The sequence below is a fragment of the Streptomyces sp. PA03-5A genome (assembly GCF_033792725.1).
Classification (GTDB): domain Bacteria; phylum Actinomycetota; class Actinomycetes; order Streptomycetales; family Streptomycetaceae; genus Actinacidiphila.
The window spans coordinates 1-20815 of record NZ_JARAVL010000073.1 but is presented as its reverse complement, the minus strand read 5'-3'; the positions used below and the strand labels follow the sequence as shown (position 1 = coordinate 20815).

The window sequence follows — 20815 nt, the reverse complement described above, 5'->3', positions numbered from 1 at the left end:
GCAATCCACACCAGGCCAGAAGGCCCTCACCCATTTCAAGATCCCTCAACCGAGACCTGCATCACCCGTCCACAACCTCCCGGGACAGAACACCTAGGCAAGGCCGTGTCGTGCGCCCCTCCGCGCAGGGGCTGGACTTAATGTCCAGGATGGACGTAGAGTCCAGCCATGGAGAAGGCGCGACTCGACGAGAACGACCCCCGGGTACGGCAGTGGGCCCCGGTCTGCCAGGCCGTGGCCCTGCTGCTGAGCCCGTACGCCGAGGTGGTCCTGCACGACGTCGCCGACGACCGCGTGCTGGGCATCTGGAACCCCATGTCGCGGCGTACCGCCGGCGACCCCTCGCTGCTGGGCGAGCTGGAGCGGCTGGACCCGTCGGCGCACGACGTGTACGGCCCGTACGAGAAGCTGCTCGCCGACGGGCGCCGGCTCTCGTCCGTCAGCGCGGTCCTGCGGGACGGCGACGGCCGGCCCTCCGCGGTGCTGTGCGTCAACCTCGACCGGACCCCGCTGGAGCAGGCGGCCTCGGTGCTCTCCGCCTTCGCCGCGCCCACCGTGCCGCACCCGGAGCCGCTCTTCGAGCAGGACTGGACCGAGCACGTGCAGCGGACCGTCGGCACCTACACCCGTGACCGGGGCTGCCCGGTGGACCGCCTGGGCCGCGAGGACCGCCTCGCGATCCTCGAGGAGCTCGACCGGACCGGGGTGTTCACGATGCGCCGCGCCGTGCCCGTCGTGGCCGGCGCCCTGCAGGCGTCCCGCTCCACCGTCTACGCCCTGCTCGCCGACCTCAAAGCGCAGAGGAAGCGCCCGTGAGCCGACTTCCCGACTTCCGGCTGGAAACGTACTTCTCCCGCTGGGAGTTCACCGTCCGTCATCACCTGACCGCCTCGGACGCGCAGACCATGACCCTCCCCGAACTGCTGGAACTCGCAGACGCCGAGGACCGGCACGCCTGGCAGACGCTCTCCCTCGGCTACACCCGGACCTTCGGCGACCCCGGGTTGCGCGAGGCGATCGCCGCAACGTACGAACGGGCGGGCGCCGACGACGTGATCTGCTTCGCAGGCGCGGAGGAGGCGCTCTACCTCGCGATGCAGGTGCTCCTCGGCCCCGGCGACCACGCCGTCGTCGTCACCCCCAACTACCAGGCCGCGGAGACCGTGCCGCTCTCCCTGTGCGAGGTGACGGGCGTGCCGCTCGACCCCGAGCGGGACTGGGCCCTGGACGTGGACCGGGTGGCCGCGGCGCTCCGCCCCACCACCCGCGTCGTGTCCGTCAACTTCCCCAACAACCCGACCGGCAAGGTCATCGACGCCGCCGACTTCGCGCGCCTGGCCGAGCTCTGCGACGAGCGCGGCATCCACCTGTTCAGCGACGAGGTCTACCGCGGCCTCGAACGCGACCCGGCCCGCACCCTGCCCCAGGCCGCCGACCTGTCGGAACGGGCGCTGTCGCTGAACGTCACGTCCAAGGCGCTCGGCCTGCCCGGGCTGCGGATCGGCTGGATCGCCTGCCGGGACCGGGAGTTGCGCTCGCGCCTGGAGCGGGCCAAGCACTACACCACGATCTGCAACGCCGCGCCCAGCGAGGTGCTCGCCCGGATCGCCCTCAAGGCCCGCGACCGGATCCTGGACCGCAACCGCGCCCTGATCGCCGCCAACCTCCCGCTCTTCGACGCCTTCTTCGCCGAGTTCGACGACCTGTTCAGCTGGCGCGCCCCGGACGGCGGCTGCGTCGCCTACCCCCGCTACCTCGGCGCCGACGGCGTGGAACGCTTCTGCACCGAACTCGTCGAGCAGGCCGGGGTCCTGCTGCTGCCCGCGAGCATCTTCCGCTCCGAGCTCACCGATACGCCCGCCGACCGCTTCCGTGTCGGCGTCGGGCGCCGCGACCCGGCCCCCGGACTCGACGCCCTCGCCGGCTGGCTGCGAGCGCGCCGATGACCGTCCCCGTCCTGGGCCCCGAGGAGATCGAGGCCGCCGCGCGGCCCGCGCTGGTGCTGGACGCGGTCCGTGCCGCGCTGATCGCCCACGCGGCCGGCCGCACCACCGTGCCGCCGCCCACCCATCTGACGTTCCCCGCCGCGGACGGCGACTGCCACGTGAAGACGGGCTGGATCGACGGGTCCGACGACTTCACCGTGAAGATCGCCTCCGGCTTCTACCGCAACCCGGAGCGCGGCGCACCCGTCAACCACGGCCTGGTCTGCGTCATCAGCGCCCACACCGGCCGGGTCCGCGCCGTCCTCGACGACGGCGGATGCCTCACGGCCTGGCGCACGGCAGCCGCCGGAGCCCTCGCCGGCCACGCCCTGGCCCGCCCCGAAGCCCGCAGCGTGGGGGTGTTCGGCACCGGCGAGCAGGCCCGGCTGCAGGTGCGGTGGCTGGCGATGCTGCGCCCCGTCGGCCGGGTCCTCGTCCACGGCCGCGACGGGGGCCGGGCGGCCGCCCTCTGCGAGCACCTGGCGGCCCACGGGCTGAGCGCCGGCCCCGCCTCCGCCGCGGAGGCCGCGGGCGCCGACATCGTCGTCACCGCCACGCCCGCCACCTCCCCGGTGCTGGACGCCGACGCGGTCCGCCCCGGCGCGCACGTCACCGCCGTCGGCGCGGACATGCCGCACAAGAACGAGCTGCCGCCCGCGCTCTTCGCCCGTGCCGCCGTCATCGCCACGGACGACCACGAACAGTGCCTCCACCACGGCGACCTCGCGCACGCCGTCCGAGCGGGCGCGGTCCCGCACGACGCCGACGTCCCCCTCGGGGCCCTGCTCCGCACCCCTCCGGACCGCAGGGACCGCACGGACGCCACTGTGACGATCGCCGACCTCACAGGCGTCGGGGCCCTCGACGCCGCCGTCGCCTCGGCGGTGGTCCGGGAGCTCCTCGGCTGACGTCCCGTCGGACGACCGCTTCCCCGGGGCGGGGTCAGGCCGAGGCGCCGCGACGCGGGGCGACGAACAGGCTCTGCACGCTGCGGCCGATGGGGCCCTGTTCGTCGTGGAGGGAGGCCTCGGCCATGCCCACGCCGTACGGGTCGACGGTGGTGCGGGCATCGAGGCAGACCCACTCGCCGGCGGGGTGGCGGTGGAGGTGGACGGTGAGGTCGGGGTTGACGAAGAGGTGCTCGGAGAAGTCCAGCACGTTGCTCACGCCGTTGCCGGAGTCCGCCGCGACCAGGACACGGTCCAGGGGAGCGGTCTTCTCTCCCGCTACGAGCGGGACGCGCATCCGCAGCCAGCAGGTGGCGGGGCCGCGGTCGAGGAAGGAACCGGCGGCGAAGCGGGTCTCCATGGCCGTGTGGTAGCCGGTGTCCCACGGCACGGGGAAGAACGGCTCGGGGCGGGCCTGCGCGGGTCCGGGAACGGCGGGTTCCGCGGCGGCGCCGGGATCCGTGGTGGGGCCCGCGGCGGGGACGGTGCCGGGCGCGGTGCGGATGCGCAGGGCCCGCGCCCGCATGATCTGAGCGCCCCCGTCGGGCGACAGGGAGGCCTCGACCAGTTCCACACTGCGCCCCTCGCGCAGCACGCGGGTGGTCACGGTGAGCGGGGCGAGCGGCACCGGGCTGTGGATCTCGAAGGTGATCCGGACCAGGCGCATGTCCTCGCGGGCGCCCGGACGCGTCTGCACCGCGCGGCCGAGCAGGGCCGCGGGCGGCCCGGCGTGCTGGCTCGCGGCGTCCCAGGGGCCGCGCGTGTACCCGGTCGGGACGAAGCGTTCGTCCGCCACCCGCTCGAAGAAGGCCTCGACATCACTATGGTCCGGCATGCTCACCGCTGCTCTCCCGCCCGCTGACGACGCAGTAGAGGCTACTGGTGGGTAAGTCCGGTGTCACGGCACTGGTGGGAGGGGGCTTCGCGGGCGTCCTGCCAGGCGGCGGCCGGCGACAGTTCGAACCACGTCGTCTTGCCGGTCGCCGTCAGGTCCGAGCCCCAGGCGTCGCTGAGCAGGTCCAGGATCTCCATGCCGCGCCCGCCCTCCGCATCGGTGTCGGTGACGCGCCGGACCGCGGCCCGGGAGCTGATGTCCTCGACCTCGCACCGCAGGTGCCCCTCCGCGACGCGCAGGTTCATCCGCACTGGACCGCGTGCGTGCCGCAGGGCGTTGGTGACCAGTTCGCTGACCAGGAGTTCCGCCGTATCCGCGAGGTTGCCAAGGCCCCATGAACGCACCTGAGCCGTGGCCAGCCTGCGGGCGCGGCCCACCGAGGCCAGCTCGTGCTCCAGCGGCCAGGAGGCGTCCCGGGCGGAGGCGCGTCCGGCCGGAGCGTGCAGGGGGCGCACGGGCTCCAGGGTGCGTGACCACAGCCTGAGCTGCCGGGCGAGCCAGGACGCTGAGGTGCGCGTCCCGTCTGTGCCGATGGCCTGGGCGGCGGCCATGGTGATCATTCCCTTCCGCTGTCGGGAGTGTGAGGCGCGAGAGTCTTTCCTGTAGCACCCGCTACGTCTATCAAATATACATGTAGCGGGTGCTACGGTAAATACGCTGGCAAAAGTGATAAATGCGGACTTCGGGAGAGTGTCATGCCGCGACGGGCCGATGCCGACAAGCGGCGGGAACTCCTCGACCGTGTGCGGGAGTACGTGGTCGCGCACGGCCTGGCGGATCTTTCCCTGCGGCCGATGGCCAAGGCGCTGGGCACCAGCGACCGGATGCTCCTCTACTACTTCGGCAGCAAGGAACGCCTGGTCGCCGAGGCACTCGCCCTGGACGCGAGCCGGCCGATCCTGCGCTTCCGCGAGGTCCTCGCGGTGGCCGGCACGCCCCGGGACGCGGAGGGGATGCGACGCCTGGCGGAGGCGCTGTGGCGGGAGATCCGCAGCCCCGAGCGCCTTGCGCTGTTGCCCCTGTACTTCGAGATGATGGCCGCCGCCATGCTGAGACCCGAGCGCCACGGCCCCCACATGTACGGACTGGTCACCGAGTGGACCGAGCTCATCGCCCCTGTCTTCGAGGGCCTGGGTATGGCAGGGGAGCGTGCGCGCATCGAGGCATCCCTCCTGGTGGACGCCGTCTTCGGACTCCTGCTCGCATTCCTCGCGGACGGTGAGGAGGAGCGTGTGGACCCCACGTTCCGCACGCTCCTGGACCGCCTCGAAGCCGGCTGGCGTGCCCCGGACCGCGCCCCGGGGGCCGCCGCCGTCCCGTGACCCCGGGCCGGGTTCACGCCCCGGCCAGTGCCTCCTCCGCCGCCTTCAGCGCCGTCTCGCGGTCGGCCGGGACGAGGCCCACGCGGGTGCGCCGGTCGAGGAGGTCGCCGGTGTCGAGGGCCCCCTCGTGGCGTACGGCCCACACCAACTCCGCGCGCGTGACGGGGTGACCGGGCACGACCGGCTCCCGCAGGGCGGGATCGGCGGCCCCGAGGGCGTGCACGGCGGGGGCCTCGGTTCCGTAGCGCTGCACCAGGCGGCGCGGGGCCCGCAGGCCGGTGAGCACGTGCGGCGCTGCGGCGCCCACGAGCGGCAGCGACGTGGTGCGGCAGGGGGCGGTGCCGAGCCCGCGGGCCGTGACGGCGGCGTCGACCGCGTCCTGGGCCATGCGGCGGTAGGTCGTCAGCTTGCCGCCGACGACGGTCACCACGCCCTCGGCGGAGGTGAGCACCGCGTGCTTGCGCGAGATGTCGGCGGTACGGCCCGAGCCGTCGGCGGAGGTGTCGAGCAGCGGGCGCAGTCCGGCGAACGCCCCCACCACGTCGTCGCGGTGGACGGGGACGTCGAGCGCCGTGCCGAGCACGTCGAGCAGGAAGCCGATGTCCGTCTCGGGCACCTCCGGCACGTCGGGGACGGCTCCGTCGACCGGCTCGTCGGTGAGCCCCACGTACACCCGGCCGTCGCCCTGCGGCAGGACGAGCACGAACCGGTTGGACTCCCCGGGGATCGGTATGTGCAGGCCTGCGGGCAGGCCGCCGAGGCCCTCCGAGCGCAGCACCAGGTGCGTGCCCCGGGACGGACGCAGCCGTACGCCGTCGACCAGGCCGCCCGCCCACACGCCGGAGGCGTTGACCACCGCACGGGCCCGGATCGTGTGCTCCTCGCCGGTCAGCTCGTCGCGTACGACGGCGCCCGAGCCGCTGAGCGAGACCGCGCGCACCCGCGTCAGGACACGCGCCCCGTGCGCCGCGGCGGTCCGGGCGATCGCGGTCACCAGGCGGGCGTCGTCGGCGAGTTGGCCGTCCCAGGACAGCAGGCCGCCGCGCAGCCCCGCGGTGCGCAGGGCGGGGGCGAGGTGCCGGGTCTCCACCGCGGACAGCCGACGCGGCGCCGGGAGAGTGGCCCGCGCCGTCCGCGCCGACAGGCGCAGCGCGTCGCCGGCCCGGAAACCGGACCAGGCCAGTGCGGCCTGCCCGCGCGAGACCAGCGGGGTCAGCGGCAGCACGAAGGGCTGGGCGCGGACGAGGTGGGGGGCGGTGCGCTCCATCAGCACGCCGCGCTCCACCGCGCTCTCGTACGCGACGTCCAACTGGCCGGAAGCCAGGTAGCGCAGGCCGCCGTGGATCAGCTTGGAGCTCCACCGGGAGGTGCCGAAGGCCAGGTCGTGGGCGTCGATCGCGGCGACCGACAGCCCGCGGGACGCCGCGTCGAGGGCCGCGCCCGCGCCGGTGGCGCCGAGGCCGACGACCAGGACGTCCACCTGCTCGCCGGCGGCCAGTTCCGCCAGTTCGCGGGCGCGCCGCGCGGCGCTGAGCGAGGACGCGGGGGAGGGGGCCGGGCTGTTCATGGAACTCATGGGGCTCATGGAACTCATGGGGCGAGGGTCCTCTCCAGGATGTCCCGCAACTCCCCGAGGAAGGCCGCGGAGGTCAGGTCGGGGTCGTCCTCGTCGGTCATGGTGCGCAACGAGAGCGTGAACGACTGGACGACCAGCAGCACGGAACGGGCCTGCCGGGTGACGTGACCGGCGCGGACCGAGCCGTCGGCGTGGCCCTCCTCCAGGGCGCCGGCGATCCGTTCCAGCAGTGCGTCCTGGCTGGCGCCGCGGCGGTCCAGCACATAGGGGAGGAGCAGTTCGGGGTCGACGTCGAGGATCTTGACGAACAGCGGGTGGCGGCGGAAGGCGCGCACCCCCGCCACCAACCCCTCGACCATGTACGTCCGGATGCTCGTGCCCTCGTGCCGCTCGGGCATCGCGTCCACCGCGACCGAGACCCACTCACGGGTCATCAGGTCGCCGACGAGCGTGCGCACGTCGGGCCACCGCCGGTAGAGCGTCATGCGGGACACGCCGGCCCGGCGGGCCACGTCGGTCAGGGTCGTGCGGCGGACGCCGACGGCCAGGACGCAGTCGCGGACCGCGTCGAGCACCGGGTCGCTGTCCGAGCTGTTGTGACGAATAGGCGCCATGTGTCACAGTGTAACGCCCTGTGGGGGACGCAGGAGACGGCACCCCCAGAAACGACCGGTGAGGACGAGCCCGTGGACATGTTGTGGAGCGGCTGGGGCGACCCGGCCAAAGCGGCCCCGCTGCCCGACACCGTGATCGGCCTGCTGCGCGATCTGCTGGGCGTCAAACCCCGCGGCGCGGAACCCGCCGCCCTGGAGGACGTCGCCGTACCCGGGTCCCCCCTCACCGACGAGGCCCGGCAGGACCTCGCCGACTGCGTGGGCGACCCGGCCCACGTGCGCACGGACGCCGAGACCCGGATCCGCCACACGCGCGGCAAGTCCACCCCCGACCTGCTGCGCATCCGCGGCGGCGACGTCGACGACACCCCGGCGGCCGTCGTGCTGCCCGCCGGCCACGACGAGGTCCTGGCCGTCCTCGCCGTCTGCGCCGAACACGGCCTCGCCGTCGTCCCCTTCGGCGGCGGCACCTCCGTCGTGGGGGGCCTCGCCCCGCAGGGGCGGCGCCCCTTCGTCGCCCTGGACCTGCGCCGCATGAACCGTCTGCTGTCGCTGGACCCCGTCTCGCGGACAGCGATCCTGCAGCCGGGGCTGCGCGCCCCCGACGCGGAGGCGCTCCTGGCCGAACAAGGCTTCACCCTGGGCCACTTCCCCCAGTCCTACGAGTGGGCCACCATCGGCGGATTCGCCGCCGCCCGCTCCAGCGGCCAGGCCTCCGCGGGCTACGGCCGCTTCGACGAGATGGTGCTGGGCCTGACCGTCGCCACCCCGCGGGGCACCCTCGACGCCGGCCGCGCCCCCCGCTCCGCGGCCGGCCCCGACCTGCGCCAGCTGATCCTCGGCTCCGAGGGCGCGCTGGGCGTCATCACCTCCGTGACGGTGCGGATCCGCCCGCTTCCCCAGGTCAAGGTCTACGAGGGCTGGCGCTTCGCCTCCTTCGCCGAGGGCGCCGCGGCCCTGCGCCGGCTCGCCCAGGACGGCCCCCGCCCCACGGTGCTGCGCCTGTCCGACGAGACCGAGACGATGGTCGGCCTCGCCCAGCCCGACGCGATCGGCTCGGACGGGGCCGCGTCCGCGGGCTGCACGGCGATCGCCGGTTACGAGGGCACCGCGGAGGACACCGCCCTGCGCCGGGAGCAGGCCGCGGCCGTACTGCGCGAGTGCGGCGGCGCGTACCTGGGCGAGGAGCCCGGCGAGCGCTGGGCCCACGGCCGGTACTCCGCCCCCTACCTGCGGGACTCGCTGCTCGACGCGGGCGCCTTCGCCGAGACCCTGGAGACCGCCACCTTCTGGTCCCGGATCCCCGAGCTGTACGACTCCGTGCGCGATGCGCTCACCGCGACGCTGGCCGCGGCCGGCACCCCGCCGCTGGTCATGTGCCACATCTCGCACGTCTACGAGAACGGCGCCTCGCTCTACTTCACGGTCGTCTCGGCGCAGGGCGAGGACCCCGTGGCGCACTGGACCCCCGCCAAGGAGGCCGCCAACGAGGCCGTCCTCGCCGCGGGCGGCACCATCACCCACCACCACGGCGTGGGCACCGACCACCGCGACTGGTACGTCCGGGAAGCGGGTCCGCTCGGCATCGAGGCCCTGCGCGCCGTCAAGGACGCGCTCGACCCCGACGGGCTCCTCAACCCCGGCATCCTGCTGCCCACCCGCTGACCCCGTCCCGCCGTCCCGCCGTCCCGCCGTCCCGCCGATCCGCCGTCCCGCCGATCCGCCGTCCCCGGAGGCACACCCATGCGACAGTTCACGGCCGTCGTCAACCCCACCGCCGGGGGATCCACCGGGGCGGCAGCCGTCCTCCCACTGGCGAAGCTGCTGCGGGAGGCGGGCGCGGAGCTGGAGACCGTGTGCAGCGACAGCCTCCGGCACGCCCAGGACCTGGCGCGCCGGGCCGGCGAGCGCGGCCGCGTCGTCCTGGCCGTCGGCGGTGACGGCATCGTGGGCGGCATCGGCGGCGCCCTCAGCGGGACCGGCACCGTCCTCGGCCTCGTCCCCGCAGGCCGCGGCAACGACTTCGCGCGCGCCCTCGGCCTGCCCTCCGGGCCCGCCGAACTCGCCAGGATCCTGCTCCGCGACGAGCCGCGCGCCGTCGACACCATCGAGGTCGAGTCGGCGGTCCACGACCGGACCGTCGTCCTCGGCAGCGTCTACGCAGGCGTCGACGCGGTCGCCAACCACCACGCCAACACCGCCCGGCTGCTGCGCGGCCCGGCCTCCTACTACGCCGGCGGGCTGCGCGCGGTGGCCGGCTGGCGTGCCGCCGCCTACCGCGTCACCGTCGACGGAGTCGTCCACGAACGCCGCGGCTACACCGTCGTCGCCGCCAACTCCGGCTACTACGGATCCGGCCGGGCCATCGCGCCCGGCGCCCGGGTCGACGACGGGCTGCTCGACGTCGTCATGATCCACGACGCGCCGCGCCGCCTCTTCTTCGCGCTGATGAACGAACTCAAGACCGGTGCGCACGTGGAGCGCCCCGAGGTCGAGATCGTGCGCGGCAAGGAGATCCGCATCGAGGCCGACCGCGCGATCCCGTACGGCGCGGACGGCGAGGTGGAGGCCGCCCTCCCGGTCACCGCGCGGATCCGCCCGGGCGCACTCCGCGTGCTGTGCTGATCCCCGCCGTGGGTAGGCTCGCCCGGTGCCCGAAGACGCCTACCTCGCCGCGGTCCGGGAGTCGTACGACACCGTCGCCGCCGACTACGCCGCACAGGTCAGCACCCCGGACGGACTCGACCCGCTCTCCCGCGCCATGCTGGCAGCCTTCGCCGAGACCGTGCGCACGGCCGGCCGGGGCCCGCTGGCGGACCTGGGGTGCGGCCCCGGCTACGTGACGGCGCACCTCGCCGGGCTGGGGGTGCGCGCGTACGGGGTCGACCTGTCGCCGCGCATGGTCGAGCTGGCCCGGCGGGCCCACCCGCACCTGCGCTTCACCGTGGGGTCCATGACCGCGCTCGACATCGGCGACGGCGAACTGGGCGGCGTCCTCGCCTACTACTCCACCCACCACACGCCGCCCGAGCTGCTGCCCGTCGTCTTCGCCGAGTTCCGCCGCGTCCTGGCACCCGGCGGCCACCTGATGCTCGCCGGCTGGGTGGGCGAGGACGAGCACCTGTGCCCGGAGCACGCGTACGGCGGCCACCCGGTCTCGTACGGGCTCCACATGCTGCCGGCCCCGCGGATCGCCGCGCTGCTCGAGGAGGCCGGTCTCACCGTCACGGCACGCCTGGTGCAGGAGCCCGGTGCGGGCGCGAAGCGCGCCGTCGCCACGTTCCTCGCGGAGAAACCCGAACGCCCCTGACGGCCGGGCCCCTTCCTGCGTCACCCCGCGGGCGGACCGATGTCCAGTCCGTTCTCGTCCAGGGCGTCGGAAGGCGGCGCGGGTCGACGCTGTTCCACGTCAGCGAGAGCTCGTCCGGCTCGTTGTGGTCGGCCTCGACCTGCTCGCCGGCGAAGCCGACCACCGCGTCATCCTGCCAGAGCCCGCGCGGCGGGCTTGAACCGGCCGTAACGGGAGGTCATAGCGTTGTCGGCGTGATCGGGAACGACGACGACCGGCGTCTGTGGAGCATCGGCGAGGTGGCCCGCGCCACCGGCACGACCATCCGCACGCTGCGCCACTACGACGAGATCGGCCTGCTCGGGGCGAGTGCACGCACCGCCGCCGGACACCGCCGCTACACCGAGCGGGACGTGCGCCGGCTCTACCGGGTGCGGGCACTGCGCGCGCTCGGGCTCCCGCTGGACGAGATCCAGCGCGTCCTCGCGGACAGCGGGGAGGACCTGGGGTCGATGCGCGACCTGCTGACCGCACAGCTGTCCGCTCTGGAGGCGCACGCCGCGCGGATCCGCCAGCTCACCGCGCAGCTCCGCGGGCTCCTCGGGCGAATCGAGGGGACGTCGATGCCCCATCCCGAACAGTTCATGACGACCTTGGAGTTGATGTCCGTGTTCGAGACCCACTTCACCGCCGGGCAGCGGGAGCAACTGGCCGCACGACGGGCCGAGATCGGCCCGGAGGGTGTCGAGGCCGCGAGGACCGAGTGGACCGGGCTCGTGGAGGCGCTGCTGTCGCACGTCGAGGCGGGCACGCCCGCCGACGACCCGGAGGTCAGGACCCTGGTCGGTCGCTGGGACGCCGTGGGGAGCGGCTTCCACGCCGCGGGTGAGGACGGCGAGGCGACCAGGGCCGCCGCGCGGCGGCTGTGGGACGAGCGCGGGGAGGAACTCGCGCGGAACCTGCCGTGGCCCCCGGACCGGATGCGGGCCCTGCTGCGGTACGTGGAGGAGGTTCGCGAGGCCGACTGGGGCGTGTCTGACAAATAGCGCCGTCCGCCCGGAGGGCGGGGCTCGGGGCGGCTGGTGCGTGCTATCGCAAGGCGGAGGATCGGCCTCGTACTGGACGTACGTGGACGACTCCGACAACGCAGCGAGGTGCCCCCACCGCCCGAAGGGCGGGCCCAGCGGCTCCCCCAGCTCCGCTGGGAGGTGCCCCCAGGTGCGGTCCATCCAGGCGATCCGGTGCAGGCCGTGCCGGGTCAGGATCCGGTGCACTGTCGAGGCCGGCATCCCGAGAATCGGCCCGATCCGTGCCGGACCGAACTTACGAGTGGTCCGCAGGTGACAGACCTGGGCCTCCATGGCGGCCGGTGTGCGGTGGGGGACGGTGTGAGGCCTGCTCGTACGGTCGTGCAGGCCGGCGTCGCCCTCGACCCGCCAGCGGCGGACCCACTTGTGAGCCGTGGCGCGCGATATCCCCATCTCAGCCGCGACATGAGCGACCGGTCGGCCCGAGCAGACACGCTCGACCAGCAGCCGCCTGCCATGAACGGTCAGCCGGGCATTACGGTGGGACACGAAGACCTCCGGTGTGGTGCGGTCCTAGACAGCTCCACCACACCGGAGGTCTTCGCCTTGATCAAGCCCGGACCGGTGTCAACAACGCTCGTGATCAATACACCTAGGCTGGAACGTCGGCCGGTTGCGGGAGGGAGACCGATGGACGGGATGTCGCGAGGGCCGGACGGCCCGCTCTCACGCGGTCCGGGCGGGGCGGCCGGAGCGCCGCGGGGACGGCTGCACCGGCCCGGTGATCTCAGCGTCTCCCCGGGACCCGACCGGCACCACTACTGGGCCCTGCTGCCCGCATACGTCCGCGCGCGCATGGCGCACGGGACGGGCACCGTCCTGGAGTGGTGGGCGCACGCGGCGGTCGGCGGCGGGGTCCAGGCCGTGGTGCTCGGCACCGAGGGCCTCGGCGTGGCGGAGCCCGCCGAGGGCCCGGGCCTCTCGGTGCGCACCCTGCGGCTCGACCCGGACTCCTTCGTCACCCGGCCCTTCCGGAGCGGCCCGGCGACCCCCACGGCACGCGCCGCCGGTCTCGGGGCCGCCGCCTCGCTGCTCTCAGGACGGGCGGCGCCCACGCCTTCCCCCGCGGCACCCGACGCCGAGGGCGCCGAACCCGAGCTGACCAGGGAGGCCCGGGACTTCCTCGGCAACCTGCCCCCGGGCGCCCAGCGCTTCCTGCAGCAGCCCTTCCTCGGCGAGGACCGGCACGTCACCACCCGGTGGTACTTCTACGAGCAGCCCGTGGCCGGAGGCCCGCCGGAGATGTCCGTCTGGTGCCACCTGGAGGGCCGGCGCACGGTGACCTTCCTCTCCGCAACCCGCCGGCTGCCGCAGGGCGCCGATCCCGCACAGGCCACCTGGTCGGTCGTGTGCCGCCGTGCGGCGGTGCTTCCCCCGGCGGGCCCCTGAGGCCTCCCGTGCGGAGGCGTTTCCGGATGGCCGCGGTGACGCCGTAGCATCCGCTGGAGAGGGATGAACGCCGGAAGGGACGCGATGGGCCTGGACGAATCCGTGGCAGCCCGTGCCGAGGACGTGGCGCTCACCCGGGCCGCTCAGGCGGGTGACGTCACGGCGCTCGGTCTCCTCCTGGAGCGTCACCGCGCCGGCATGCGCGCCGTCGCCCTGAGCGTCCTGGGCCCGGGGCCCGACGTGGACGACGTGCTGCAGGACGCGGCGCTGACGGCGTTGCGCCGCGTGGGCGACGTCCGTGATCCCGCCGCGGTGGGGCCGTGGCTGCGGATGATCGTCCGCAACAACGCCCGCTCCCTGCTGCGCGGCACGGCCCCCACCAGCCCGGTCGACGACCTCGTCCTGCGCGCGGCGGACTCAGGACCCGAGCGGTGGCTGGAGTCCGCCGCGCTGCGGGACTGGATCTGGGAGGCCATCGAGCAGCTCTCCCCGACGCTGCGGCTGCCGCTGGTACTGCGCCACTTCACCACCGGCGTCAGCTCGTACGAACAGATCGCCTCGGCCTGCGGGCTTCCCGTCGGCACCGTCCGCAGCCGGCTCAGCCAGGCCCGGGCCAAGCTCGCCCAGGCACTCGCCGAGACCGCGGACGGCGCCCACGACGACAGCACCCGGCGCACCAGGGCCAGCAGGACCGAGGCCCACGAGACCCTGGCCGCGGCCGAACGCGGCCACTTCGCCGGCTTCCTGCGGGAACGCTGGTCACCCGAGGTCGGCCTGTTCAGCGGGAGGGAGCGGGTGGGGGGCAGGGGCCTGCTGATCCGCGGCATGGACTCCGACCTGACCGCCGGGGTCCGCCAGCGCCTCGTGCACGCCGTCGCCGGGCGCTCGCTGACCGTCTGGGAGATGGACATCGTCAACCCGCCGGACAACCCGGGGCACTGCCCACCCGCCGTCGCCTGGCTGATGACCCACGACGCCACGGGCCGGGTCGACGGCCTGCGCCTGCACCACCCCCGCCCCGTGCCCGTACCCGGCGCCGCGGCCGCGTGAGCCGGGCCGGGGCGGGCGTCCGGGGCGGGGTGGCCGCGCCTCAGCTGTGGAAGCGGATGTAGCCGTCGCCGTCCGCGTCGGAGCCGCGCTTGGTGTACGCGTGGACGTCGGAGCGGCTGCCGGAGGGCTTGTAGAGGTAGATCGTGTCGCCGTCGTTGTTCCACATGAAGTTGCAATTGGCGCGGTAGACCACGTTGTTCTTGTCGGAGTCCGTGCCGCGGCCGCCGCGCAGCTTCACGTAGTCGCCGGGCTGGAGGTAGTGGTTCGCCGTGAAGACGAAGCGGTTGCCCGTGGCGTCCTTGACGACGTAGCCCTTGAGGTTGACCGTCGCCGCGGCCGAGTAGTTCTTGATCGTCAGGTACTCCGCGCGGGTGTTGCCGGAGGAGCAGTTGTTGGAGTCCCGGCCGGGCGCGTCGTACTGCGCACCGCGGATCTTGAGGGCGGAGCTGTACTCCGCGGCGTGCGCCTGGACCGGTGTGAGGACGGCGGTCCCACAGGCCGCGGCGAACGCGGCCACGCGGATACGGACGTGCTTGGTCATGGGAATCCCCCCTGTTGGGACGGGGCCGCGCGCGCTCCGCCCCGCCGGGAGCGCGAACCATGCGCGCCGCCCCGCCTGCCTGCGCCGGGTATCCGGCCCCCGTCGGCGTCTTGCGAGGTATCAAACCATTCCAGGTGAACCCGGAGCGGGGCTTTCCGTGACGTGGCGTCCGAAGCGAAGCAACCGGTCGACAACGGGCGTATTCCTTCAGGCAGTCGCTGGTGCCGGGGTCGTGCACCGCCGCGGCGCGGGGCTGCCAGGATGTGCGCATGAACGAGAACGATCACGGGCGGGACGAACTGCTGGCCGCCGCGGTGGGGCTGCGCGAGCGCGGGGAGGCGGAGGCGGCGAGGGAGCGGCTGGTCGCCCTCGCGGAGCGGTTCCCGGGGGACGCGGAGGTGGCCTACCAGGCGGCGTGGGCGCACGACGTACTGGGCCTGGAGGCGGAGGCGGTGCCCTTCTACGAGCAGGCCCTGCGCGGAACGGGGCTGTCGGAGGACGACCGGCGCGGCGCGCTGCTGGGCCTGGGCAGCACCTACCGGATCCTCGGGCGGTACGACGAGGCCGTCCGCCTGCTGCGCGTGGCCCTCATCGACTTCCCCCACGACGGCGCGCTGCGGACCTTCCTGGCGATGGCCCTGTACAACACCGGCGGACACCGCGAGGCGATGCGGCTCCTGCTGACGCTGCTGGCGGACAGCAGCTCCGATCCGGACATCGCACGCTACCGGCAGGCCGTCGCCTACTACGCCGAGGATCTCGACGCCACCTTGTGAACCCTGGGCGGGCGCGGCTCCCTCGTGCCGCATGCCGGAACGGACGTCCGCCACCGGCACGTCGTTGAAGGCCCCCGTCGACGTGGGGTGGTGATGCCGTGCCACAGGGCGAGGCCGACGGTTCTGATCGGCTCCTGTTCGTCGATGCTCACGGGAGCGGCGCCGAGACACCGGCCAACCCGGCGCCGGGCGGCGGAAACAGCGCAGCAGGCGGCGATGATGCCGGTCATAGCATCCGCCGATGGGCACCCCGGAGTCGCCGGTGTTCTCCCCGTGCTCTTCCAGGCGATCGCAACGTGCCTCGATGCGCGACGTGATCATCCGGAATTCGGCACGGCGCATAGAGCGCTCGGTGAAGAGAACAGGGTTGGAACATGACTTCAGCAGACCTGGGCGGCGACGTCGCCCTCGTGACCGGGGCGACCAGCGGGATCGGCGCGGCGACCGCGGTGACGCTCGCCGGGCGGGGCGCGCACGTACTGGTCGCCGGCCGTGACGGCGGACGGGGCGAGGCCGTGGTCGCCGCGATCAGGGGGCGCGGCGGGAAGGCCGACTTCGTCGCGGGCGACCTGGGGGACGCCCGGTCGGTCCGAGCGCTCACCCGCGAGGCGGTGGCGCTCGGCGGGGGCAGGGTCGACATCCTGGTGAACAACGCGGGCGTCTACCCGTTCGGGCCGACGGAGCGGACACCGGAGAGCGACGTCGACACCGTCTACGCCCTCAACGTCAAGGCGCCGTTCTACCTGGTCGCCGAACTCGCGCCCGCGATGGCCGGCCGCGGCCGCGGCCGCGGCGCGATCGTCAACGTCAGCACCATGGTCGCCGACTACGGCGCCGCGGGCATGGCGCTGTACGGGTCGAGCAAGGCGGCCCTGAACCTGCTCACCAAGTCGTGGACGGCCGAGTACGGACCGCGACGGGTCCGGGTGAACGCGGTGGAGCCGGGGCCGACCCGGACCGAGGGCACCTCCGGGATGGCGGATGACCTCGCGGCGCTCGCCTCCGGTGCCGCCGGCCGGGCGGCCTGCGGCACCGGAGGAGATCGCCGAGGCCATCGCCTATCTGGCCAGCCACGCGGCGAGCTTCGCGCACGGCGTGGTGCTGCCCGTGGACGGCGGGCGCACGGCGGTCTGACCTCCGTCCGCGGCATCGCCGCACCCTGAGGCCGTGCCCCCGCGCGCGGCCCTCAGGCCCCCGCGGGCTGTTCGAACGCGGCGATCAGCCGTCCCACGTCGCGCCGCCGGGAGGTGGCCGGCCACACCGCCCAGGTCCGCTGGATCAGCGGGTGGCCCACCAGGGGCGACCAGGCGACGTTCTCCGGGATCGGCTGCGCCCAGTCCGGCGGCGCCAGCGCGAAGGCGTGGCCCGCGCTGACGGCGGCGAGCTTCACCTCGGCGATCAGCTTCTGCCCCTCGGGGGCGTCGGGGCCCAGGTCGAGACCGTGACTGCGCAGGATCGCCGTCAGCTCGTCGTACCAGGCGGGGCTGCCGGAACGCGGGAAGCCCACCCACGGCAGGCCCGCGAGGGCTTCCAGCGCGATGCCGTCCGGGCCGGTCAGCTCCGCGGCCTGTTCGGCCGCGAGCAGGACGCCCAGCCGCTCGCGGACGACGAGCTGGGCGTCGAACTCGGGCCCGGCGGGCCGCTCCCGCAGCAGCGCCACGTCCAGCTCCCCGGCCTGCAGCGCGGCGAGCTGCTCCGCCGTGGACAGGTGCCGGGCCTGCACCAGGGTCTCCGGGAAATCCTCGGCCAGTTCCGCGAGCGGGGCGACGAGCAGTCCCGTCGGCAGTTCGAGCGGGATGCCGATCCGGAGCACCCCGCCGCCCACGGCCGTGTGGCGCGCCATCGCCCGCACCGCCTGGTCGTGCCGGGCGATCACGGCCCGCGCCTCCCCGAGGAGGGTCGCCCCCGCGTCCGTCGGCCGTACCCCGGTGCTGCTGCGCACGAGCAGCTTCACTCCGAGGTGCCGTTCCAGTCCGCCGATGGTCTGGGACAGGGCCGGCTGGCTCAGGTGCAGCCGACGTGCCGCCGCCGACCATGCCCCCTCCTCGACCACCGCGATGTACGCGCGCAGCTCCCGCATGTCCATGAGCCCATCGCACCATGCCGTCCGCGCCCCTGCCACGAACCGGCAGAAGCGCTGCTTATGGCGTCCTTCGGGGGCGCGCATGGCCACCCGCTTGGGACCGGGGGGCGCGCGAGGTTGCCTGGGGGGAAGGGGGCGCACGACCTCCCGGCCGTACGGAGCGACCTCGTGAGGAGGCAGTCCATGGACACCGGCGACGTCCGACTGGCGGCGATGCACACGGTCTCGCGGCGCCTGGGCGCCACGGTCGGCGGCCTCACCGGTGAGGAACTGCTCCGGCCCTCGTTCGCCGAAGGCTGGAGCATCGCCCAGGTGCTGGTCCACCTGGGCACGGGGGCCGAGTTGTGCACCGCGGCCGTGCGCCGCAGTCTCACCGGGGACCCCACCAGACCCTCACGGGAGGACATCACCGACGTGTACGAGCGGTGGATCCCCCTGAGGCCGGTCGCGCAGCGCGACGCATGGCACGAGGCGGAATCCGGCTTGCTGCGGCTGCTGGACTCCTTCGACGCCGGGGTGCGCGCGTCGGTGACGGTGCCGTACTTCACCGGTCCGGTCGGCTTCACGGACTTCACCGGCTACTGGCTGTCCGAGCAGTCCGTGCACACCTGGGACGTGGAGGTGGGTCTGGACGAGGCCGCCGCCATCCCGGCATCCGAGGTGGCGCTGCTGTGGGACCGGGTCGACATGGTCGCCTCGCGCAGCCGCGACGGGGACACCCTCACCCGGCTCGGTCCGCGCCAGATCGCGGTGGAACTCACCGACCCCGCGCGCACCCTGTGCCTGGCCCTCGGCTCCGAGCTGCACATCCTCCCCTGTGAGGGGGCCGAACCCTCGGGCGCGGTGTCCGGACCGTCCGAGGCCGTGCTCCGCCTCGTCTACGGCCGCAACCGCCCCCGGGACGCAGTGACCGCCCGCGGTCGACATGCGGGCTCTGATCGCCGAAACCCTCATGGGCGAGAAGGGGACGAGCTTCGTCGCGGTCTGACCTCGGAGACGTACGGACGATGCGAGTGCGGCCGGCAACAGTTCGATGTCCACCGGGTCTGCGACGGCTCCGTCGTCGACGACGCGAAGTGGGTCACTCCGGCGACAGCGAACGGTCCCGCACCTGGTGGCGGTCGGCCCCGGCGACCGGGCGGGCTCCCGCATCTCCGCGGGGCCCACCGGCCGCTCCCGGCGGTCCTCAGCGGCGCAGGAGGCGGCGGCTGACGATCGCGCACCGCCTGGTCGTCGACCGGGCGTTCGCCGCCGCGGGCCTGGAGCGCTTCGTGGTCATCGAGGTCACCGACATCACCATGACCGCCGACTACGTCCGGCAGGGCCTCGGCGTGGCCATCATGCCGTCCTTCGCGGTCGCCGCGGACGACCCGGGCGTGTGCGTGCGCCCCGTCGCGGGCGGACCCCTCGAGTGGTCGCTGGGGGTCGCCTACTCCTCGGTGCGCCGGCCCGGCGCCGCGCTCACGGCGCTGCTGGCGCTCATCGGCCGGTTCGTACGCGTCCCGCCCGGAGCCCCGTGAGGACGGCCGTGGTGACCAGGGCGTACGCCACGTGCGGCACGAGGTCGGAGATCCAGTCCGACCGCGACCAGGTGCGCGGATCGGTCACGCGCAGCACGGTCATCGGGCCGTTGGTGCCGATCAGCGCTCCCACGGTCGCCGTCGCCGTCAGCACGGCCGTCGCCGGGCGCCAGCCGCAGCCCACGGCCAGCCCGAGCGTCGCGCCCATGCCCGCCCCGGCCGCGATGCCCGTGAGGGCGCCCAGCGAGGAGATGCGGTTGCGGCGGGCGGCGTCGTCGCCGGGGATCGGTACGTGCGTGGTCTCGGACAGTCGCTCGACGGTGGTCGCCGGGGCCGAGCTGGCGGCACGGCCGCGCAGCAGCATGTCCAGGTAGCCCACGGTGTTGAGCGCCGTCGTGCCCGCCGCGCCCGCGGCCGCCCCGCACAGCACCCCGTGCACGGGTCCGAAACCGTTGCGGCCCGTCACCGGATCACCGCGCCACGGTCGGGCGCGCCGTCGCGCCGGGGGAAGGGAGTGCCGGTTGTCGCGTGCATACCTTCCAGTAAGGCGCCGGACCCCGCACCGCGCCACCGGAGCCGGGGCACGCCCGCCGCCCGGAACGCCGCCCGCCCGGGCAGAGGTTCCCTCTTCCGGAACCGGCTGCATGAACCCGCCCCACCCGGGAACCCGAGCAGTACGGCCGCGCCGCGACCACCCACCCCCCCCTGGTCGCCGGCGCGGCCCATCGCGTCTGGCGGATCAGCCCGCCGCCTGGAAGGCGCGGCCCGCAGGGGTCGTGTGGGTGCCGTCGGTGAACAGGCCGCTGCTGGGTTCGGCCGGGTCGGCGCCGAGGCCGAACCAGGCGTAGCGCTGGACGTAGGGCAGCGCCTCCAGGGCCTTGGTGGAGGCGGTGACGAAGGCGGCCTGCTGGTCCGGGGTGGGGAAACGGGTGCCGTGGGAGAAGTCGATCAGGGCGTACTCGGTCAGCCAGATCGGCTTGTGGTAGCGCTGGTGGACCGCCTCCAGATAGGACGTCAGCTGCGACACGGCCTCCGCGGTGCGGAAGTCGCCGCCGTACCAGTGCAGGGTGATGAAGTCGACGCGGTAGCCCTTGGCCTGGGCGCCCGACATGAAGCGGTCGAGCCATCCGCCGGGGGTGGCGCCGTTCGTGGCGACGGCCGGGCTGCCCAGGATCCGGCCGGCGTCCATCAGCCGCGGCCACAGGGTCAGGGCCTGCTCCACCGACATGTTCGACTGCTGGGCCATGTCGGGCTCGTTGAAGCCCAGCAGGTACGGGCCCTGCGCCTTCGCCTGGGCCAGGGAGTCCGCGGTGACGGAGGCGGGCCCCCAGATCATGGGGACGAAGCGGCCCGACGGCGGCGAGGCGACGCCCTGGTGGCCCGTGGACCAGGTGTAGTACCAACTCGCACCGGACAAAGTGAGGGCCCTGCCCACGCCGGGGAAGGTCCACACACCGACGCCCTTCTTGCCGGACGAGGCGACCCGCACCACGGGTGCCTGCCGGGTCGGCTTCGGTGACGGGGCCTTCTTCGTGGGCTTCTTGGAGGGGCGCGGCGAGGGCGACGGGCTGGGGGAGCGGGGCGAGGCCGTGGCCGTCTCCGTGGCGGCCGGGGCGGAGGCCGCCGGGAGCGCGTCCGCCTGCGGCGCCGGCGACGGACCGGTCAGGAGCCGGGTGGCGACGAGCGTCGCGGCCACCGCCGCCGCGACGGCCGCCCCGCCGAGGACGGGGGTCCGCAGCC

Annotated in this window: 22 protein-coding genes and 1 pseudogene; 14 read left to right on the top strand and 9 right to left on the bottom strand. The window is 74.2% G+C overall.

Annotated features, from left to right (window positions below):
• Positions 1–168: 168 nt before the first annotated feature.
• The 3 genes from PV410_RS43985 to PV410_RS43975 are packed head-to-tail and all read left to right on the top strand — an operon-like array spanning position 169 to position 2893.
• Positions 169–816 (top strand): helix-turn-helix transcriptional regulator, encoded by a 648-nt coding sequence (locus PV410_RS43985; RefSeq protein ID WP_500332292.1) that lies wholly within the window; start codon positions 169–171, stop codon positions 814–816.
• Positions 813–1946, top strand: a complete 1134-nt coding sequence (locus tag PV410_RS43980) for an aminotransferase class I/II-fold pyridoxal phosphate-dependent enzyme (protein ID WP_500332291.1) — start codon at positions 813–815, stop codon at positions 1944–1946. Before PV410_RS43985 ends, PV410_RS43980 begins: the two co-directional genes overlap by 4 nt.
• Positions 1943–2893, top strand: coding sequence for an ornithine cyclodeaminase family protein (locus PV410_RS43975; RefSeq protein WP_500332290.1), 951 nt, complete (start codon positions 1943–1945; stop codon positions 2891–2893). Before PV410_RS43980 ends, PV410_RS43975 begins: the two co-directional genes overlap by 4 nt.
• Positions 2894–2927: 34 nt before the next feature.
• On the opposite strand, the gene PV410_RS43970 is transcribed toward PV410_RS43975, so the two are convergent.
• On the bottom strand, positions 2928–3767 hold the full coding sequence (locus tag PV410_RS43970) for a thioesterase family protein (protein WP_500332294.1): 840 nt from the start codon (positions 3765–3767) through the stop codon (positions 2928–2930).
• Between the two features lie 41 nt (positions 3768–3808).
• Entirely contained in the window at positions 3809–4387 is a 579-nt protein-coding gene (locus tag PV410_RS43965) for an ATP-binding protein (RefSeq protein ID WP_500332289.1), read from the bottom strand.
• Positions 4388–4522: 135 nt separating this feature from the next.
• Between PV410_RS43965 and PV410_RS43960 the strand changes: the two genes are divergently transcribed.
• On the top strand, positions 4523–5149 hold the full coding sequence (locus PV410_RS43960) for a TetR family transcriptional regulator (RefSeq protein WP_500332288.1): 627 nt from the start codon (positions 4523–4525) through the stop codon (positions 5147–5149).
• A gap of 13 nt (positions 5150–5162) precedes the next feature.
• Here the strand turns inward: PV410_RS43960 and PV410_RS43955 are convergent, their stop codons facing one another.
• Complete coding sequence (locus PV410_RS43955) at positions 5163–6734, bottom strand: glycerol-3-phosphate dehydrogenase/oxidase (RefSeq protein ID WP_500332293.1); 1572 nt, start codon at positions 6732–6734, stop codon at positions 5163–5165.
• A gap of 5 nt (positions 6735–6739) precedes the next feature.
• Positions 6740–7339, bottom strand: coding sequence for a TetR/AcrR family transcriptional regulator (locus tag PV410_RS43950; RefSeq protein ID WP_500332287.1), 600 nt, complete (start codon positions 7337–7339; stop codon positions 6740–6742).
• Between the two features lie 72 nt (positions 7340–7411).
• Here PV410_RS43950 and PV410_RS43945 point away from each other — a divergent pair, with 72 nt between their 5' ends.
• From PV410_RS43945 to PV410_RS43930, 4 genes are all read left to right on the top strand, one after another.
• Positions 7412–9004, top strand: a complete 1593-nt coding sequence (locus PV410_RS43945; RefSeq protein ID WP_500332286.1) for an FAD-binding oxidoreductase — start codon at positions 7412–7414, stop codon at positions 9002–9004.
• A gap of 78 nt (positions 9005–9082) precedes the next feature.
• Positions 9083–9964: a diacylglycerol kinase family protein gene (locus PV410_RS43940; RefSeq protein WP_500332285.1), complete on the top strand. Its 882-nt coding sequence runs from the start codon at positions 9083–9085 to the stop codon at positions 9962–9964.
• 25 nt (positions 9965–9989) lie between these two features.
• The gene (locus PV410_RS43935) at positions 9990–10649 is read left to right on the top strand and encodes a class I SAM-dependent methyltransferase (RefSeq protein ID WP_500332284.1); all 660 of its coding nucleotides are present in this window, start codon (positions 9990–9992) and stop codon (positions 10647–10649) included.
• Positions 10650–10882: 233 nt separating this feature from the next.
• Positions 10883–11674 carry a MerR family transcriptional regulator gene (locus tag PV410_RS43930; RefSeq protein ID WP_500332283.1) on the top strand — a complete coding sequence of 264 codons (792 nt, stop codon included), beginning with the start codon at positions 10883–10885 and terminating at the stop codon, positions 11672–11674.
• Between the two features lie 159 nt (positions 11675–11833).
• On the opposite strand, the pseudogene PV410_RS43925 reads toward PV410_RS43930, so the two are convergent.
• A pseudogene (locus PV410_RS43925) lies at positions 11834–12205 on the bottom strand (leucine zipper domain-containing protein); the annotation flags it as partial.
• Between the two features lie 141 nt (positions 12206–12346).
• On the opposite strand from PV410_RS43925, the gene PV410_RS43920 reads away from it, so the two are divergent.
• Together PV410_RS43920 and PV410_RS43915 are read left to right on the top strand one after the other, a co-directional pair.
• Positions 12347–13105 (top strand): hypothetical protein, encoded by a 759-nt coding sequence (locus PV410_RS43920; RefSeq protein ID WP_500332282.1) that lies wholly within the window; start codon positions 12347–12349, stop codon positions 13103–13105.
• A gap of 63 nt (positions 13106–13168) precedes the next feature.
• A complete protein-coding gene (locus PV410_RS43915; protein WP_500332281.1) occupies positions 13169–14155 on the top strand; it encodes an RNA polymerase sigma factor in 987 nt (328 codons plus the stop codon).
• Positions 14156–14195: 40 nt separating this feature from the next.
• On the opposite strand, the gene PV410_RS43910 is transcribed toward PV410_RS43915, so the two are convergent.
• Positions 14196–14696: a lamin tail domain-containing protein gene (locus PV410_RS43910; protein WP_500332280.1), complete on the bottom strand. Its 501-nt coding sequence runs from the start codon at positions 14694–14696 to the stop codon at positions 14196–14198.
• 269 nt (positions 14697–14965) lie between these two features.
• Between PV410_RS43910 and PV410_RS43905 the strand changes: the two genes are divergently transcribed.
• A complete protein-coding gene (locus tag PV410_RS43905) occupies positions 14966–15472 on the top strand; it encodes a tetratricopeptide repeat protein (protein ID WP_499509355.1) in 507 nt (168 codons plus the stop codon).
• Between the two features lie 374 nt (positions 15473–15846).
• Complete coding sequence (locus PV410_RS43900) at positions 15847–16635, top strand: SDR family NAD(P)-dependent oxidoreductase (protein ID WP_500332279.1); 789 nt, start codon at positions 15847–15849, stop codon at positions 16633–16635.
• 23 nt (positions 16636–16658) lie between these two features.
• Here PV410_RS43900 and PV410_RS43895 read toward each other — a convergent pair whose 3' ends face one another.
• A complete protein-coding gene (locus PV410_RS43895; RefSeq protein ID WP_500332278.1) occupies positions 16659–17558 on the bottom strand; it encodes a LysR family transcriptional regulator in 900 nt (299 codons plus the stop codon).
• Between the two features lie 180 nt (positions 17559–17738).
• On the opposite strand from PV410_RS43895, the gene PV410_RS43890 reads away from it, so the two are divergent.
• Both PV410_RS43890 and PV410_RS43885 read left to right on the top strand, forming a co-directional pair.
• Positions 17739–18767, top strand: coding sequence for a maleylpyruvate isomerase N-terminal domain-containing protein (locus PV410_RS43890; RefSeq protein ID WP_500332277.1), 1029 nt, complete (start codon positions 17739–17741; stop codon positions 18765–18767).
• A 59-nt stretch (positions 18768–18826) separates the two neighbouring features.
• On the top strand, positions 18827–19075 hold the full coding sequence (locus PV410_RS43885) for a LysR family transcriptional regulator substrate-binding protein (protein WP_500332276.1): 249 nt from the start codon (positions 18827–18829) through the stop codon (positions 19073–19075).
• On the opposite strand, the gene PV410_RS43880 is transcribed toward PV410_RS43885, so the two are convergent.
• Complete coding sequence (locus PV410_RS43880; RefSeq protein ID WP_500332275.1) at positions 19035–19541, bottom strand: hypothetical protein; 507 nt, start codon at positions 19539–19541, stop codon at positions 19035–19037. The two genes, PV410_RS43885 and PV410_RS43880, sit on opposite strands and share 41 nt — an antisense overlap.
• A 273-nt stretch (positions 19542–19814) precedes the next feature.
• Positions 19815–20815 (bottom strand): glycoside hydrolase family protein (locus PV410_RS43875; RefSeq protein ID WP_500332274.1); only part of this gene is annotated, 1001 nt, incomplete at its 5' end.

What these genes read in the sequence shown, in the direction of transcription:
- PV410_RS43985 (WP_500332292.1), top strand. Translation starts at nt 169, where the DNA reads ATGGAGAAGGCGCGACTCGACGAGAACGACCCCCGGGTACGGCAGTGG.
- PV410_RS43975 (WP_500332290.1), top strand. Translation starts at nt 1,943, where the DNA reads ATGACCGTCCCCGTCCTGGGCCCCGAGGAGATCGAGGCCGCCGCGCGG.
- PV410_RS43970 (WP_500332294.1), bottom strand. Translation starts at nt 3,767, where the DNA reads ATGCCGGACCATAGTGATGTCGAGGCCTTCTTCGAGCGGGTGGCGGAC.
- PV410_RS43965 (WP_500332289.1), bottom strand. Translation starts at nt 4,387, where the DNA reads ATGATCACCATGGCCGCCGCCCAGGCCATCGGCACAGACGGGACGCGC.
- PV410_RS43960 (WP_500332288.1), top strand. Translation starts at nt 4,523, where the DNA reads ATGCCGCGACGGGCCGATGCCGACAAGCGGCGGGAACTCCTCGACCGT.
- PV410_RS43955 (WP_500332293.1), bottom strand. Translation starts at nt 6,734, where the DNA reads ATGAGCCCCATGAGTTCCATGAACAGCCCGGCCCCCTCCCCCGCGTCC.
- PV410_RS43950 (WP_500332287.1), bottom strand. Translation starts at nt 7,339, where the DNA reads ATGGCGCCTATTCGTCACAACAGCTCGGACAGCGACCCGGTGCTCGAC.
- PV410_RS43940 (WP_500332285.1), top strand. Translation starts at nt 9,083, where the DNA reads ATGCGACAGTTCACGGCCGTCGTCAACCCCACCGCCGGGGGATCCACC.
- PV410_RS43920 (WP_500332282.1), top strand. Translation starts at nt 12,347, where the DNA reads ATGGACGGGATGTCGCGAGGGCCGGACGGCCCGCTCTCACGCGGTCCG.
- PV410_RS43915 (WP_500332281.1), top strand. Translation starts at nt 13,169, where the DNA reads ATGAACGCCGGAAGGGACGCGATGGGCCTGGACGAATCCGTGGCAGCC.
- PV410_RS43910 (WP_500332280.1), bottom strand. Translation starts at nt 14,696, where the DNA reads ATGACCAAGCACGTCCGTATCCGCGTGGCCGCGTTCGCCGCGGCCTGT.
- PV410_RS43905 (WP_499509355.1), top strand. Translation starts at nt 14,966, where the DNA reads ATGAACGAGAACGATCACGGGCGGGACGAACTGCTGGCCGCCGCGGTG.
- PV410_RS43900 (WP_500332279.1), top strand. Translation starts at nt 15,847, where the DNA reads ATGACTTCAGCAGACCTGGGCGGCGACGTCGCCCTCGTGACCGGGGCG.
- PV410_RS43895 (WP_500332278.1), bottom strand. Translation starts at nt 17,558, where the DNA reads ATGGACATGCGGGAGCTGCGCGCGTACATCGCGGTGGTCGAGGAGGGG.
- PV410_RS43890 (WP_500332277.1), top strand. Translation starts at nt 17,739, where the DNA reads ATGGACACCGGCGACGTCCGACTGGCGGCGATGCACACGGTCTCGCGG.